This window comes from Moritella sp. PE36, assembly GCF_000170855.1.
Lineage (GTDB): Bacteria > Pseudomonadota > Gammaproteobacteria > Enterobacterales > Moritellaceae > Moritella.
The window spans coordinates 39254-56519 of sequence record NZ_ABCQ01000017.1; the positions used below are offsets into that span (position 1 = coordinate 39254).

11 protein-coding genes are annotated in these 17266 nt (G+C 40.2%); 8 read left to right on the plus strand and 3 right to left on the minus strand.

Annotation, left to right across the window (positions count from 1 at the left end):
• Positions 1-9: 9 nt before the first annotated feature.
• Positions 10-1308: a hypothetical protein gene (locus PE36_RS11635; RefSeq protein WP_006032234.1), complete on the minus strand. Its 1299-nt coding sequence runs from the start codon at positions 1306-1308 to the stop codon at positions 10-12.
• Positions 1309-1784: 476 nt separating this feature from the next.
• Here PE36_RS11635 and PE36_RS11640 point away from each other — a divergent pair, with 476 nt between their 5' ends.
• Entirely contained in the window at positions 1785-2150 is a 366-nt protein-coding gene (locus PE36_RS11640; RefSeq protein ID WP_043994463.1) for a hypothetical protein, read from the plus strand.
• Between the two features lie 73 nt (positions 2151-2223).
• Positions 2224-3150, plus strand: a complete 927-nt coding sequence (locus tag PE36_RS11645; RefSeq protein ID WP_006032236.1) for a diguanylate cyclase domain-containing protein — start codon at positions 2224-2226, stop codon at positions 3148-3150.
• 71 nt (positions 3151-3221) lie between these two features.
• Here the strand turns inward: PE36_RS11645 and hrpA are convergent, their stop codons facing one another.
• Entirely contained in the window at positions 3222-7130 is a 3909-nt protein-coding gene (gene hrpA, locus PE36_RS11650; RefSeq protein ID WP_006032237.1) for an ATP-dependent RNA helicase HrpA, read from the minus strand.
• Between the two features lie 504 nt (positions 7131-7634).
• Between hrpA and glpT the strand changes: the two genes are divergently transcribed.
• A complete protein-coding gene (gene glpT, locus PE36_RS11655; RefSeq protein ID WP_006032238.1) occupies positions 7635-8996 on the plus strand; it encodes a glycerol-3-phosphate transporter in 1362 nt (453 codons plus the stop codon).
• Between the two features lie 69 nt (positions 8997-9065).
• Here the strand turns inward: glpT and PE36_RS11660 are convergent, their stop codons facing one another.
• Positions 9066-9491 (minus strand): CBS domain-containing protein, encoded by a 426-nt coding sequence (locus tag PE36_RS11660; RefSeq protein WP_006032239.1) that lies wholly within the window; start codon positions 9489-9491, stop codon positions 9066-9068.
• Between the two features lie 393 nt (positions 9492-9884).
• Here PE36_RS11660 and leuC point away from each other — a divergent pair, with 393 nt between their 5' ends.
• From leuC to PE36_RS11685, 5 genes are all read left to right on the plus strand, one after another.
• Positions 9885-11285, plus strand: coding sequence for a 3-isopropylmalate dehydratase large subunit (gene leuC, locus PE36_RS11665; RefSeq protein WP_006032240.1), 1401 nt, complete (start codon positions 9885-9887; stop codon positions 11283-11285).
• Between the two features lie 31 nt (positions 11286-11316).
• Positions 11317-11937, plus strand: a complete 621-nt coding sequence (gene leuD / locus PE36_RS11670; RefSeq protein ID WP_006032241.1) for a 3-isopropylmalate dehydratase small subunit — start codon at positions 11317-11319, stop codon at positions 11935-11937.
• Positions 11938-12091: 154 nt separating this feature from the next.
• Complete coding sequence (locus PE36_RS11675; protein ID WP_232286575.1) at positions 12092-13621, plus strand: alpha-isopropylmalate synthase regulatory domain-containing protein; 1530 nt, start codon at positions 12092-12094, stop codon at positions 13619-13621.
• Positions 13622-14046: 425 nt separating this feature from the next.
• Positions 14047-15969 (plus strand): PrkA family serine protein kinase, encoded by a 1923-nt coding sequence (locus tag PE36_RS11680; protein WP_043994466.1) that lies wholly within the window; start codon positions 14047-14049, stop codon positions 15967-15969.
• A gap of 23 nt (positions 15970-15992) precedes the next feature.
• Complete coding sequence (locus tag PE36_RS11685) at positions 15993-17261, plus strand: YeaH/YhbH family protein (RefSeq protein ID WP_006032244.1); 1269 nt, start codon at positions 15993-15995, stop codon at positions 17259-17261.
• Positions 17262-17266: the final 5 nt, after the last annotated feature.

Here is a 17266-nt window from a genome sequence, read left to right on the forward strand (position 1 = left end):
TGATTGGTGTCACTCATAATAGGCATCGGGGCGCGCACCGTCATAATAACGATACAATCGAGGCAATACAGCGGCCGTTTCTCCTGCTTGCAGCGCATAAGGATTCGTTATTTTGTCACTATCTTGAAGGTATTCAGCCATACCAAATAAGTAATGCTGATTGAGTAAATGCCCCCACGCATGTCCGCCTTGTTTTTCGTATACGGCACCATCAATCTCAATAATGTTACCCTCCTCTCGCAATGGTGATAGCACCCCTAATCTCGCAACCAAGTCGAATTGATTAGCGAAGTTTTCAATGTAGGGTAAACCAATCAGCTCGCCTTTATTATTGGTGGAATGGCAAACATAATTCATCTTGTCGGCACAATTAGCAAAAGTGTAAACCTCCAGTTTTTTCATCATACTAACCAAATAAGAATCCAGTTCAGCATCGCTAAAAGTAACAATGGCTTCCATCCAAAAGAGCTCAAATGCCAAGCGCTCCAAATGGTTTAGCTGCAGTGTTAATTTTAGTTCTGGAGCTTGATGCACTGCTTTAATTTGACTAACACTTTTCTGTAGCGCCCGTAATACGTTGGCGGTAATAATAGTGCCTTGAGAATGACATAACAGCACAACTCTATCTTTAGTTGGATCTTTCAGCGCGTCCAACACCGCAACAGTGGCCTTAACCGCTGGTTCCGTCATCGACTGCTCGTCATTTAGGTTCGGGTTGGTTTTAAATACTTTACCCGTCACACACTGCATCAGGTCTAAAATAGTCGAATCAGTTTGGTTATGCACCACAGTTAACGGTCGTTTGAATAGCTGACTCAGTAACTCAGAATTCATCATCGCGACATCTTCATTGGTGGCGATACCATTGACATAGATCCACTGCTCATTAATAAATGAGGTGACGCTCACTAGCGGGTCGGCTTGCTGAAAATAATTACTTGGACGCCAAAATAAATTCTGAACAACGGGTGGCAGTAAGGTACGAGCCCAAGGTCCAGGGGCATGCGAGAACGCCGGAACCAAGGTATCGACTAAGTAGTTAGCTGTCCTTATCGGTCGCCAAAAATCAATAATGTTAAACTCTGAGTCTTTTTTATGTGGTGGGATCCAAGTTCGAATTGGTCCAAATATAGATTGGGTATAGAGAGGAGGAAAGAAATTCAACGCTTGAAATAGCACCTTAGCGACAATTTCATAATCGTTATACTCAGTTGGCTCATTAATTTTCAATACTGAATCTATAATTTTTGATATTTGTGGATCTAAATTTTCCTGCTTTACCACGGTATCTTTAATGCTATCTGGCATAATGTGCTCCTTGCAATCACTTATAATGTATTAGCACGTACAACATAACCGACACTATTCGTTCCCATTAACAACTGGGCTAATTCATTATTTACGCTAACGGATATTGTTTACAGGACCAAGTTATCCAAGATTTTTCTTGTCTTATTATAAATTTATTTAAAACACTGTGAGCAGCAACTTATATAAAAATCTAAACTGTGAACTCGGAATTATCATTTATTAAAACAAGGTACTGGGCAAATAAATACTGTATATCCCACGACTAAAGACAAAATCGTTACTTTTATGATACAAAGCCTCTACACTCGACAGATCATCAAACCACAAAAATAAAAAATAACACTCTGATAATTAACAAAAAAAATAACCAACACCTTATATTTTATAATTTAAAAAGTAATAAATACTTGCAAACATCTCTTTAAAATACTACTGTATGTATAACCACTGGATATGCAAACAGGCAAATGACCATGCAAACTAAATCTATTATGTATAACGCAAACACAACTACACACGACTCTGATGTTATGGATGTAAATAAAGAAATAGTAGAAGACAACCATGGTCAATGGACCGCAATTATTGCACCACCGATGACAATCACAGCGGCACTGTTATCACAACATGGAATTAGTGCCGATAGTGCATTAATCATCCACAAAGCTAAGATCAATAATAAATTTCATACATTGCTAAAAGCAGCCCAGAGCCCAACTATTTCAACAATCGTAACTTGGGATGACGAGTTAACCACGGATGAAATATTCCAAGTTAAAGCCACCATGAAAGCCTATAACACTGAGTGTGTGATACAGAGCAACAAGAAATTACACTAATTAAACAAATACTTGCTATATTTAGTTATTAGATCCTTATATTGGATAACGACTAAAAGAGCAAGGACTGCCGATGAAGATCCTCATAATTGATGACTCTAAAATTGAACGTGTAATTATTCGCTCTTATCTACAGCATCTCAATCACGAAGTCTTCGACGCTGGGAACGGTGAAACCGGTATTACTTTATTTGCAGAATGCAACCCTGATATTGTGTTATTAGGTGTTGTCATGAATGGAATTAACGGCTACGAAGTTGCGAGAAAAATCAGACAAGAATTCACCGATTGGGTGCCTATTATTTTTCTTAGTGGCAAAACCGCCCCTGAAGATATCATGATTGGTATTGAAGCCGGTGGTGATGATTACTTACCAAAACCAATTCAAAAAACAATCCTGATTGCTAAAATGACAGCGATGGAACGTATTGCAGTAATGCGTACACAACTATTAAAAACCAAAAACGATTTAGAGTTAGCCAATGAAGAGTTAGGCCGTCTGGCAACTCTTGATGGCTTAACCGGTATTGCCAACCGCCGACATTTAGACATCACCATAGCCAAAGAACTCGCACGCGCACAACGCCATGCACAACCACTTACCTTCATCATTGCAGATATAGATTTCTTTAAAAAGTACAACGATCACTACGGCCATATCCAAGGCGATGAATGCTTGAAAGCAGTTGCATCCACACTTGATAATTCTTTGCGTCGGCCTGCAGAGCTGGCTGCACGCTATGGCGGCGAAGAATTTTGTATGGTATTACCCAATACCGACACAGCAGGTGCTAAGTTAGTTGCTGATAAACTTGTTAATGCAGTTCGTTCATTAGAGATTCACCATGCAGGGCTGCACAAACATGCCATTGTCACAATGAGTTTTGGTGTGGTAAGTATGATTCCAGACAGAAACGTCACCGTAAAAAGTTTAATGCTCGAAGCAGACGAGAAACTATACCAAGCCAAACATAACGGGCGAGATCAGTGGGTAATATAACGAAAAAGGGAAGCCGATATGGCTTCCCTTTTTTGTTATAACTTACCGGTACTAAATAGCATTAAGTCAGACTACAAACTCGCTTTAAACTCTGCAAATGCGATCTTAACGCGTTTAATCGACACCGGATAACTGGTCCCTAATTGTTGAGCAAATAACGATACTCGCAACTCTTCCAACATCCAACGCAGTTTTAATAACTCACTTTGCTGCGCAAGTGTTAATCGTGGCATCTTTGTTAACTGAACATACTTTTCCAATAACGGTTGCACTTCAACCGAATGACCACGATCACGGATAGGATCAATCTTTAGTTTATTCAATCTATGCTCAATCGCTGCAATGTAACGTTGTACATCCGCTAATTTCTTAACACCTGTATTGGTCACAAAACCACTGTAAATAAGCTTTCCTAGTTGCGCTTTGATATCACCATTCGCCACGATCATATCAAGAGAAACTTTACCTTTAATCTGCTTATGCACTTGATGCGCAGCAGTGAGTATCTTCTCAACCTGCTTAGCGACTTCAACCGTTTCATCAGCAATATTGGCACGAACCAATTCTTTTAATACTTCAAAGCTGTCAGCATCACTCGGTGCAGGCTGTTTTTCGATTATGTTATCAACAGCACAAGAAATACAATCGTGGATCAAGTCAGTTACTTTACCAAACGGGTTGAAATACAGTCCAAGTTTCGCTTTGTTTGGTAGTTTCTGTTCAAGGTATTTAATCGGTGACGGTACATTAAGTAAAATCAAACGACGCAAACCAGCTTTTGCAGCGACAGCTGCATCTTCTTGATGATCGAACAACTTAATTTCAACCGAATTTTTGTTATCAACTAATGCCGGATAAGCTTTAACTTCATAACCACCATGTTTTTGCTTGAATTCAGTGGGTAAGTTGCCGAAATCCCAGGTAATAAGGTCCTTTTTCTCAATGCCTTTATCGGCTACTTTGACTAACGTTTTTTGGATATTACCTTGTAGTTTTTGCTTTAACGCACCGAGATCATCACCAACACAAATTTGTTTTAGATTTTCATCTACAATCTTGAAATGCATTTTAAGGTGAGTTGGTAGCGTTAAGAGCTCCCATACATCTTGCTCTAAACGGACACCCGTCATGCGCAATAACTGTTTATTCAGACTTGCGGCTAATTCACCTTGGCTAGGGTCCATATTCTCCAGTGCTGCGCCTGCATAATTTGGCGCAGGTACAAAATTACGGCGTAGTGTTTTTGGCAACGCCTTAATCATGGTAATGATTAATTCTTCACGTAAAGCAGGGATCAGCCAATCAAAGCCTTGTTCATTAACTTGATTGAGGATCGCTAATGGAATAATCACCGTGATACCATCTTCAACGGTACCCGGTTCAAAATTGTATTCCAATTTAAATTTAAAGCTGTTTTGACTCCAAAATTCTGGATAGCTATGTGCAGTAATTGCTTCGGCATTATGCTTCATCAAACGAGCTTGGGTGAGCGTTAACAAATCCGGTGTTTGCTTGATCTCGTTCTTCCACCAGCTATCAAAGTGACGACCAGAGCAAACGTGTTCAGGAATAATATCAGCATAAAAACCAAATAAATCATCGTCACTAACCAAAATATCACGACGACGAGATTTATGTTCTAATGCATGAATACGCTCTACTTCCGCCATATTGTGCTTAAAGAACGCATGTTTAGTATTAAACTCACCTTCAACTAACCCACTACGAATAAATATTTCACGACATAATGCAGGGTCAATTTGACTGTAGTTCACCATGCGTTTAGCAACAATGACTAAACCATATAAGGTTACTTTTTCTGCAGCAACAACCGCAGCTCGGCGTTTTTCCCAATGCGGTTCACTGTAACTTGATTTGTTTAAATGTGTCGCAAGCGGTTCAATCCATTCTGGTTGGATCTTCGCCGCAATACGGCCAAATAAACGTGATGTTTCCACCAGTTCTGCAACCATCACCCATTTAGGCTGTTTCTTAAATAAGCCAGAACCTGGGAAGATATTAAATTTACTGTTACGCGCACCTAAATAATCTTGGTCTTTATCTTTAAAGCCAATGTGGCTTAACATGCCTGATAATAAGGCTTTATGAATATTATCGCTGTTACTTACTTCACCCTCTTCATTCACTGCGACAGGGTTTACGGTAAAACCTAACTCTTTCACTACTTGTGATAATTGACTGTAAATATCCTGCCATTCACGTACTCGCATATACGCAAGATAATCTTTCTTACATAAACGACGGAACTGCGATGACGATAACTCATCTTGTTGTTGCTTGACGTAATTCCATAAATTAACAAACGTAATAAAGTCTGATTCTTTATCGTAAAAACGACGATGCTGTTCATCAGCCGCTTGCTGTTTTTCTATTGGTCGTTCACGTGGATCTTGAATCGACAGTGCTGCAGTAATCACCATTACTTCATTCAAACAACCATTGGTATTTGCTTCCATGACCATACGCGCCAGACGTGGATCAATCGGCAACTTCGCCAATGATACACCGACAGATGTGAGGCGTTTATTATGGTCAGCGTTACTGGTATCAATCGCACCGAGTTCTTCGAGCAGTTTTAAGCCGTCGGTAATGTTACGGCTATCTGGCGGCTGTACAAAGGGGAAGTTAGCAACATCCCCTAACCCCAATGCATGCATTTTTAAAATAACCGAGGCGAGGTTAGTACGGGTAATTTCAGGATCCGTGAATTCGGGACGATTATTAAAATCATCTTCACTATAGAGTCGAATACAAATACCTGCGCTAACACGGCCACAACGGCCCATACGCTGATTTGCACTGGCTTGTGATATCGCCTCAATTGGCAGGCGTTGCACCTTAGTACGGAAACTATAGCGACTGATACGTGCAGTGCCCGGATCAATGACATATTTGATACCTGGTACCGTTAATGACGTTTCCGCTACGTTAGTCGATAACACAATACGACGACCAACATGACTTTGAAAAATACGGTTTTGCTCAGCATTGGTCAAACGTGCATACAGAGGTAGCACTTCGGTATCTCGAAGTTTTAATTTGTTTAACGCATCCGCAGTATCACGGATCTCACGCTCACCGTTAAGGAATACCAGAATATCCCCAAGGCCTTCGCTCTGCAGTTCATCGACCGCATCAACAATGCCTTGAATTTGATCACGCTCATGCCCGTCTTCTTGTTCTGCTAACGCGTTGTAGCGCACTTCAACAGGATAAGTACGACCAGACACTTCAATCATTGGCGCGTTATTAAAGTGCTTAGAGAAACGTTCTGGATCGATTGTCGCAGAAGTAATAATCACTTTTAAATCAGGGCGACGGTTAAGTAGCTGCTTTAAATAACCGAGAATGAAATCAATATTTAAACTACGTTCATGGGCTTCATCAATAATGATCACGTCATATTTACTTAAGAAGCGATCTTGTTGGATCTCCGCCAGTAAAATACCGTCCGTCATCAATTTAATGTAACTGTTCTTACTGACATTATCGTTAAAACGGATCTTATAACCAACGTGCTCACCAAGCTCTGAATCTAGCTCTTCGGCAATACGGTTCGCCACGGTACGTGCGGCAAGTCGTCTTGGCTGAGTATGGCCAATCATGCCATCAATGCCTAAGCCAAGCTCGAGACATATTTTAGGGATCTGAGTGGTTTTACCTGAGCCCGTTTCACCCGCAATAATAACCACTTGGTTATTTAAAATAGCGTTAGCGATATCGTCACGTTTTTGACTAATAGGCAGAGATTCTGGATATGAAACAACCGGTAAATTATCAATACGCGACTGACGCAGATTCGAAGATGCAGCAATATCTAGCTGTATTTTTTCAACTGTTTTTTGTTGTTTTTCAGACGGTAATTTTTGTGCAGCTTGCAAACGACGTTTAAAACGAAAACGATCGAAATGCATACAATTAGATAATTCAGCGGTCAGGGATTTGAAGATACTCTGCATAATAGTTAGAAAGCGCCCATTAACTCTAGTTTAAAGGCGAAATACTATGCCAGTCTTTGGGGAATTTCAAATGATTATTTAATTTCAAATGAAAAGCACATCAGTCACATCACTATAACCCCCATTGGTAATCGTTATGGCACATTTTTTAGGCTATTAGCTCGACACCAAGCAAATATAAATTTAATTACACATGGAACAAATTATTTACACTATTTGACATGACAATACCTTTCAACCATTGAAATACCACCAAGTGAGTAGCCACCACATGGCTTTACACGCTGTCACGATTTATTTACAGACGCAATGCCGATTAACTAATTTATATATGTTTATTCACATATCTTAGCTGATTGATTTTTAACAGATATTTATTCGATCTGAATCACATAAATAATACGCGAAAGAAAATAGAATTCACTCGATTTTCGCTCGAACGAACATCACACCCTATAAAATGGTTATTTAAAACCATTAACACGTTAAAACTCGAGGTTATAAATGTTTGGTATTTTCAAACCGAAAGAGCACATTGCTCGTTTACCCGCAGACCAGGTTGACTCCACCTATAAATATTTAAGATGGCAGTTATTCTTTGGTATTTTCGTTGGCTACGCAGGTTATTACCTAGTTCGTAAAAATTTCAGTTTGGCCATGCCATACTTGATTGAACAAGGTTTTAGCCGTGGCGATCTTGGTGTTGCTCTCTCTGCAGTCTCTATTTCGTACGGCCTATCTAAGTTCCTGATGGGTAGTGTTTCCGATCGCTCTAATCCACGCTATTTCTTAACCGCTGGGTTATTAATGTCCGCCGCGATCATGTTTACTTTTGGCTATATGCCTTGGGCCACCAGCAGTATTACTGCGATGTTCGTTTTACTATTTTTAAATGGTTGGTTTCAAGGTATGGGCTGGCCAGCTTGTGGCAGAACCATGGTTCACTGGTGGTCTAAAAAAGAACGGGGTGAATTAGTTTCCGTTTGGAATGTTGCGCATAACGTCGGTGGTGGTTTAATCGGCCCTATGTTCTTGCTTGGCTTATGGGCATTTAATGACGATTGGCATTCGGCATTTTATGTTCCAGCTTTCTTTGCTGTACTCGTGGCCATCTTTGTCTGGTTCACGGTGCGTGATACGCCGCAATCTTGTGGGTTACCACCAATCGAAGAATATAAAGATGATTACCCAGATGATTACAGCAAAGATCATGAACAAGAAATGACGGCAAAAGAGATTTTCTTCAAATATGTTCTTAATAATAAACTGTTATGGTCTATCGCGATTGCTAACGCCTTTGTTTACTTGATCCGTTACGGTGTTTTAGATTGGGCCCCTGTTTATCTAAAAGAAGCAAAAGGTTTCACTGTCGATGGTTCTTCTTGGGCTTATTTCTTGTATGAATGGGCGGGTATTCCAGGCACCCTACTTTGTGGTTGGATCTCAGATAAATTATTTAAAGGACGTCGTGCGCCAGCGGGAATACTATTTATGGCTCTAGTCACTATTGCGGTGCTTGTTTACTGGTTTAACCCACCAGGAAACCCTGCCATTGATATGGCCGCACTCATTGCGATTGGATTCCTAATTTACGGCCCTGTCATGTTAATTGGTCTATATGCACTCGAGCTTGCACCTAAAAAAGCTGCAGGCACAGCAGCGGGCCTAACAGGTCTATTCGGCTACCTAGGTGGTGCGGTAGCTGCAAACGCAGTGCTGGGTTATACCGTGGACCATTTCGGTTGGGATGGCGGTTTCATGGTACTCGTCGCCTCTTGCTTCGCGTCTATCATTTGCTTAACTTACGCGTATTTCGGTGAAAAACGATTCCACGAGAACAAAACAAACGATGCAGCTATTGCATAGTTAGTTCATATTGTTGGTAACTAGTTTAAAGGCTACAAATCTTGTAGCCTTTTTTAACATTGAAATTAACTAAATATTAGCGGCATTTTTATAACAAGCTTGTTGTTGTTTATCCATTGCTTTAAGTACATCTCGACGAGAAATGATCCCCACTAATAAACCCTCTTCGTCAATCACTGGATATACCTTAGGTTTAACTTCTAACATTTGTTGTGCTAATTCAATAATACCGTCTTCAACCCGAACCGTGAGTACATCCGATCTCATCAGATCTTCAACTATCGCGACCTCTTCACAGTAATAACTCGATTCCAGTAATGATGCTAAGCAATCCTGCTCAGATATCCAGCCAATAAGCGTATCACTATCATCTACCACAGGAGCACCGATATGACCTGATTTTAGTAATCGGTCTACAGCGGTGGCCACCGGCATATCTGCGGTTAACTTAATTGGCCGTAACTGCATATAATCAGATACTTTTAAAGAATTCATTCCCTCACCCCTTTAATACGTTGATCTATCTAAAATAATACATGGCTATGACTTCTCTTAAGCATAGGTTATATGGTTATTTCTACCATCAAGACCTTAAAATGGCTAAAATTACTTTATTTCCAGCATTGAAAAGCTGAAAAGTAAAAAAACAAAACATAATGTAAAAAACAAATAACTCCATAAAAACCAAAATTAACAACATATAAAACCAGTTAATTTTAATTAGGTAGTATTATAACCCTACACAATGACAATCGACGGGATTACACAACCCTCAAGATTTGTAATTACAACGGTTAATGAAATTATGTTCTTGAAGACGATCGCATAATTGTCATAGTATCGAAGGATAAGAAAGTATAAATATCTCGCTTGATGGGAAGGGAAGCAATGAAAAAGACAATGTATGAAAAAATTTGGGATTCACACTTAGTTCACGAACCTAAGAATGGCACCCCGCTACTCTACATCGATCGTCACTTGATGCATGAAGTAACAAGTCCACAAGCATTTGAAGGCTTAAGAGTTCAACACCGTCCGATCCGTAATCGTCATAGTATCTTGGCAACAATGGATCACTGTGTACCGACTGTTGACCGTCATTTACCGATTAAAGATCCAATTGCCGCGAAACAAATTGATACGATGGCAAATAACTGTAGTGAACACGACCTGCTTATTTACGATATGCAGAGCGTTAATAACGGCGTTATTCATATTGTTGTACCTGAACATGGTTTCATTCACCCAGGTATGACAGCAGTGTGTGGTGATTCACATACAGCAACACACGGTGCATTCGGTGCGTTAGCATTCGGTATCGGTACTTCTGAAGTTGAACATGTCATGGCAACTCAGACGCTACAACAACAAAAATCAAAAACTATGCTAATAAGTGTAGAAGGTAAATTATCTAAATATTCAACAGCAAAAGATATTGCCCTTGCTGTTATCGGTAAAATTGGTACTGCTGGCGGTACTGGCCATGTCATCGAATTTGCAGGTTCTGCCATCCGAGACCTGACAATGGAAGGTCGTATGACCTTATGTAATATGGCGATTGAAGGTGGCGCACGTGCTGGCCTTATTGCACCAGATGAAACGACATATGCTTACCTTGAAGGTAAAGAATTCGCACCAAAAGGTGATCACTGGCCTGCTGCACTCGCATACTGGAAATCACTGCCAACTGATGACGGCGCTGTATTTGATACTATCGTCGAGCTTAAAGCGGAAGATATTGCACCACAAGTTACTTGGGGTACTTCACCAGAGCAAGTTGTAGCAGTTAACGCAACGGTACCTTCACCAAGTGATTTCAGTGATGAAATTAAAGCGTCGGCATGTAAAGGTGCCCTTGCCTACATGGACATTGAAGCCGGTGCCGCAATCACAGATATTAATATTGATCTTGTGTTCGTTGGTTCTTGTACTAACGGTCGTATTGAAGATTTCCGTGCCATAGCTGAATTAACAGCAGGTAAAAAGGTAAGCGCTTCAGTACAAGCTATCGCAGTTCCTGGTTCATATTTAGTGAAAGAACAAGCAGAAAAAGAAGGTCTAGATAAGATCTTAGTTGCTGCGGGTTGGGAATGGCGTGAACCAGGTTGTTCTATGTGTCTAGCAATGAATGGTGATCAACTAGGTGAAGGTCAACGTAGTGCATCTACGTCAAACCGTAACTTCGAAGGTCGTCAAGGTAAAGGTGGACGTACTCATCTAGTATCACCAGCAATGGCTGCAGCGGCAGCGATTGAAGGCCATTTTGTTGACATCCGTAACTGGGCATAAAATTTAGCACATTAGTGATCAAGGAATTAAAATGAAAGCATATAAAAATCATACTAGTGTTGCTGCATTAATGAATCGTAGTAACGTAGATACAGATCAAATCATCCCAAAACAATTCTTGAAAAAAGTTGAACGTACCGGCTTTGGTATTCACTTATTTCATGATTGGCGTTTTCTTGATGATGGTTCAGAAAATCCTAAATTTGAATTAAACAAACCGGCATTCAAAGGCGCTAAAATTTTAGTTGCTGGCGATAACTTCGGCTGTGGTTCATCACGTGAGCATGCGCCGTGGGCAATTGAAGATTTTGGTTTCAATACCATTATTTCAACTAGCTATGCTGATATTTTTTACTCAAATTGCTTTAAAAACGGTATTTTACCAATCCGTGTAAGCAAAGCAGAACTCGCAGCGTTAATGTCTGAAATTGAGGCAAATGAAGGTATCGAGTTTACTGTTGACCTACCTGCACAAACAGTAACAACACCGGGTGGTATTGTTATTAACATTGAAGTGGACGAATTCCGTAAGCAAAGCCTTATTGAAGGCGCTGATGATATTTCATGGACATTGAAACATGAAGCTAAAATCACTGAATTCGAAACTAAAAATAAGCAACAGTTTCCATGGTTATGGACGGAAGCAAGCTAACTTTTCGGTATAGCTCAATCTCAATAAATCGAAGCTCTGTGGTAGCAATACAAAACGCTATCGCAAAGTACACTAAGATACAGTTTAAAAGCGGGTAGTCATCTTCTATCCGCTCCTTCCCTACAATTTGAAGCAGGTAGCAAATATGGAAATCATGCGCCCTCAAGTCCAATTAATGGACACAACTCTTCGTGATGGAGAGCAAACCCAAGGGGTCTCCTTCACCCCCGACGAAAAAGTTAGTATTGCCAAAGCCCTACTCCAATCCCTTAATGTTGACCGAATTGAAGTTGCATCTGCACGCGTTTCTCTTGGCGAAAAACAGGCCGTATCCTCATTAATGCAGTGGGCAGAACAAGAACAAGTTGCAGACCGAATCGAGATACTGGGTTTTGTCGATCATACCAAAAGCGTTGACTGGATAACATCCAGCGGTGCCAAAGTGATAAACTTACTCACCAAAGGCAGTGAAAAACACTGTACCGAACAGCTCAGAAAAACCCCTTCTCAACATATTGCCGATGTCAGGGAAACGATTTATTACGCAATAGAACAAGGATTATCGGTAAATATTTACCTTGAAGATTGGTCTAACGGTTACAGTGATAACCCTGAATACGTTTATAACATGGTCAGTGAGCTATCGGATTTACCTATCCAACATTACATGCTGCCTGATACGCTTGGGATTATGTCTCCAGACGAGGTTCACACTAGCCTATCTGACATGATCAGGCGTTTCCCCCAGCTGAAATTTGATTTTCATCCACACAATGATTATGGCTTGGCAACAGCGAATGCGCTTACCGCTGCCAAAGTCGGCATTAGCGCTATCCATTGCACAGTAAACTGCTTAGGTGAACGCGCTGGTAATGCGTCTCTGGCCGAAGTTGCGGTGGTATTGAAAGATAAACTCGGTATCGAATCATCAATCAATGAACAACGCATTCATCAGATTAGCCAAATGATTGAAAACTTCTCAGGTAAGATCACATCGGCAAACGCGCCAATCATCGGTGCTGACGTGTTTACACAAACCAGTGGTATTCATGCTGATGGCGATAACAAAGGCGGATTATATCAAACGGTATTAGGCCCTGAACGATTTGAACGTACACGTACCTACGCACTCGGTAAAATGAGTGGCAAAGCATCGCTTGAGAAGAATTTAGAAGATTTAAACATTGATTTGAGTGCGGAACAAAAAACCAAGTTACTCCAACGAATTGTGACACTCGGCGATCAAAAATCCACTATCACACCAGAGGATTTGCCCTTTATTATTGCAGACCTCTTGGAAAGCAAAGATTACTCGCACATTGAACTGCTCGACTGTTCGATAACATCAGGGTTAAATGTTGACTCAACGGCAAGTATCCGTGCTCGCATTGGTGATGAAATGTATAAATCTGCTGGCTCAGGTAATGGCGGATTTGATGCCTTCAGTATGGCGATACAAGCGATTATGCAAAAGGTTGGCTTTGACTACCCTAGCTTAGAAAACTACCAAGTGCGTATTCCACCAGGTGGTAAAACCAGTGCATTAACAGAAAGCTTTATCACTTGGCAGCAAGATAATAAAACCTTCCGCACCCGTGGCGTTAGCTCTAACCAAGTATTTGCAGGTGTGCAAGCCACAATGAGAATGTTAAATAAATTGCTACATGAAAAAATAACAGCATAAAACCTCATCCATATAGATTTACGTTAAAATCCATTTAGCGTAAATCTTCTACTAAAGTCATATCCAATATCGCAATGCCATGATAAATACATAGCAATACCACCATTAACAAATATCAATCCTAAATAATGTTTATTCACATTTCGATTAGGCTATACTTTATTTATATATCGAAAAATCAACATTTAACAATACAAAGACCCACAAAACAACTCTAATTACTCCGCATTCACTGACGCACGCACACTTATCATTAAAATATAATATTACCACCACAATTATAAAATAATAAAACGCTTATAAAACCGCAATTTAATTGCGCAATTTTAAAATCAAAGTCTAAATTTAAACTAGCAATGAGAAATAGTTCAGACTTGTAGATGCTAATGTTTGCGGATGCAAGTAATTACATTTGGGGGTTACTAATGGGTATTTTTGAACATTATCAGCAAAGATACGAAGAAAGTCGTGAAGAAGAATATACAATTCAAGAATTCTTGAATTTATGTCGTGACGACAAAAGCGTATATGCATCTGCAGCTGAACGATTATTAAACGCAATCGGTGAACCTGAAATGGTTGATACCGCGACCGATTCTCGCCTAAGCCGATTATTTTCCAACAGAGTTGTGGCACGCTACCCTGCTTTTGCAGACTTTTACGGCATGGAAGATGCTATCGAGCAGATTGTTGCGTATCTAAAACACTCAGCGCAAGGTTTAGAAGAAAAGAAACAGATCTTATATTTACTCGGCCCTGTCGGTGGTGGTAAATCATCCCTAGCCGAAAAATTGAAAGACTTAATGCAGAATATCCCCATTTACCGCATAAAAGGATCCCCCGTAAACGACCATCCATTTAGCTTGTTTGATGTCAATGAAGATGCCAATATCTTACGTAATGAATACGGTATCCCAACCCGCTGCCTTGGTCATGTGATGTCTCCTTGGGCCGCTAAACGTTTAAAAGAATTTTGTGGTGATATCAGCAAGTTTAAAGTTGAAAAAGTACACCCATCTATACTTCACCAGATTGCCATTGCTAAAACAGAACCAGGGGATGAAAATAACCAAGATATATCATCGTTAGTCGGTAAAGTTGATATTCGTCAGTTAGAACATTTCTCACAAGATGATCCGGATGCTTACAGCTATTCAGGGGCATTGTGTAAAGCGAATCAAGGCATTATGGAGTTCGTAGAGATGTTTAAAGCACCGATTAAAGTGCTGCACCCCCTACTTACGGCAACGCAAGAAGGTAACTATAACAGTACCGAAGGTCTATCAGCGCTGCCTTTCGAAGGCATTATTCTTGCTCACTCTAATGAATCCGAGTGGCAAACATTCCGTAATAACAAAAATAACGAAGCCTTTTTAGATCGGGTATACATAGTTAAAGTCCCTTACTGTTTACGTATCAGTGAAGAACAATCTATTTATCGTAAATTACTCGAAAACAGTGCATTACATAACGCCAAATGTGCGCCTGGGACTCTCGATGCGCTTGCTCAATTCACCGTGCTATCTCGACTTAAAGACCCTGAAAACTCATCAATCTACTCGAAAATGCGCGTTTACGATGGCGAGACCTTAAAAGATACCGATCCGAAAGCCAAGTCATATCAAGAATACCGGGATTACGCTGGTGTAGACGAAGGTATGTCAGGCCTTTCTACCCGTTTTGCTTATAAGATCTTATCTAAAGTATTCAACTTTGATCATGTGGAAGTTGCCGCTAACCCTGTACACCTTTTTTATGTACTCGAACAGCAGATTGAACGTGAACAATTCCCGCAAGATATTGCAGATCGATATTTAGAGTTCTTGAAAGGTTATTTAATCCCGAAATATGTTGAGTTTATCGGCAAAGAAATTCAAACAGCTTACTTAGAATCTTATTCTGAATATGGCCAAAACATTTTCGACCGCTATGTGATATATGCCGATTTCTGGATCCAAGACCAGGAATATCGAGACCCTGAAACAGGCCAATTATTTGATCGCGAAGCATTAAATAATGATCTAGAAAAAATAGAAAAACCAGCGGGCATAAGCAACCCTAAAGATTTCCGTAATGAAATCGTTAACTTCGTTTTGCGTGCCAGAGCCAATAACAGCGGTAAAAACCCTGCTTGGGTTAGTTATGAAAAACTCCGTGTTGTGATCGAAAAGAAAATGTTCTCCAATACCGAAGAGTTGTTACCTGTTATTTCATTTAACGGTAAGACATCCACTGACGAACAGCAAAAACATGAAAACTTTGTTGACCGCATGATGGAGAAGGGCTACACCAAAAAACAAGTGAGATTGTTGTCAGAATGGTATTTACGTGTACGTAAATCATCATAACGGTATTCGTTTAAGGGGATGAGATGGCACACTTTATTGATCGCAGATTAAACGGAAAAAATAAAAGTACCGTTAATCGGCAACGCTTTATGCGTCGCTATAACTCACAAATAAAAAAGGCGGTATCTGATGCTGTAAATAATCGCAGTATCCAGGATATTACATCTGGAGAAAGTGTCAGCATTCCAACTCGTGACATCTCCGAGCCTATATTCCATCAAGGTAAAGGCGGTGAACGTACCATAGTACATCCAGGTAACGACCAGTTTATTACTGGTGATAAAATCAAACGTCCACCTCCCGGAAGCGGTTCTGGTGCCGGAGATGGTGAAGCCAGTGACAGCGGTGAAGGTAATGATGATTTTAGTTTTCAGATTTCAAAAGACGAATATCTTGATTTGTTATTTGAAGACCTAGAATTGCCTAACTTACAAGAAAATCAACTTAACAGTATTGTTGAAATGAAAACCCATCGCGCAGGTTATACATCAAGTGGTACCCCAGGTAACATCGCGCTTGTGAAATCATTGAAAAACTCGTTAGCAAGACGTACCGCTTTAACGGGGAGTAAAAAAAGAAAAGTAAAAGCATTGCAACAGCAAGTTGATGAGTTAACTAATCAGGGGGAAATTGAAGGCCAGTTTGTTGACGAATTAAAAAATGAAATTGCAGCGCTTAAAGAGCGGATCAGTAAAGTTCCGTTCATCGATACATTTGATTTACGCTATAACAATTTTGAGCAATATGCGGTACCGAATAGCCAAGCCGTCATGTTCTGTCTCATGGATGTATCAGGTTCTATGGACCAGCCAACCAAAGACATGGCTAAGCGTTTCTATATCTTACTGTATTTATTTTTAACACGTACTTATAAAACGATTGAGGTGGTTTATATACGCCACCATACACAAGCAAAAGAAGTCGATGAACATGAATTCTTTTACTCGCAAGAAACAGGCGGCACGATTGTATCGTCGGCATTAAAGTTGATGGATAAAATTGTCACCGATAAATTTCCGGCTAACGAATGGAATATTTACGCTGCACAAGCTTCTGATGGCGATAATTGGGCTGATGATTCTCCTTTATGTCGTAAGATTTTACTTGATAAAATCATGCCGCGAGTACGTTATTTCAGTTATATAGAAATAACGAGTCGTGCACATCAAACATTATGGCGAGAATATGAAAAAGTAGCGGAAGAATACTCACAATTTGCCTTACAACATATCCGCCAACTCGAAGATATTTATCCTGTATTCCGTGAATTATTTAAGAAACAGGTCGCTTAGGGAGT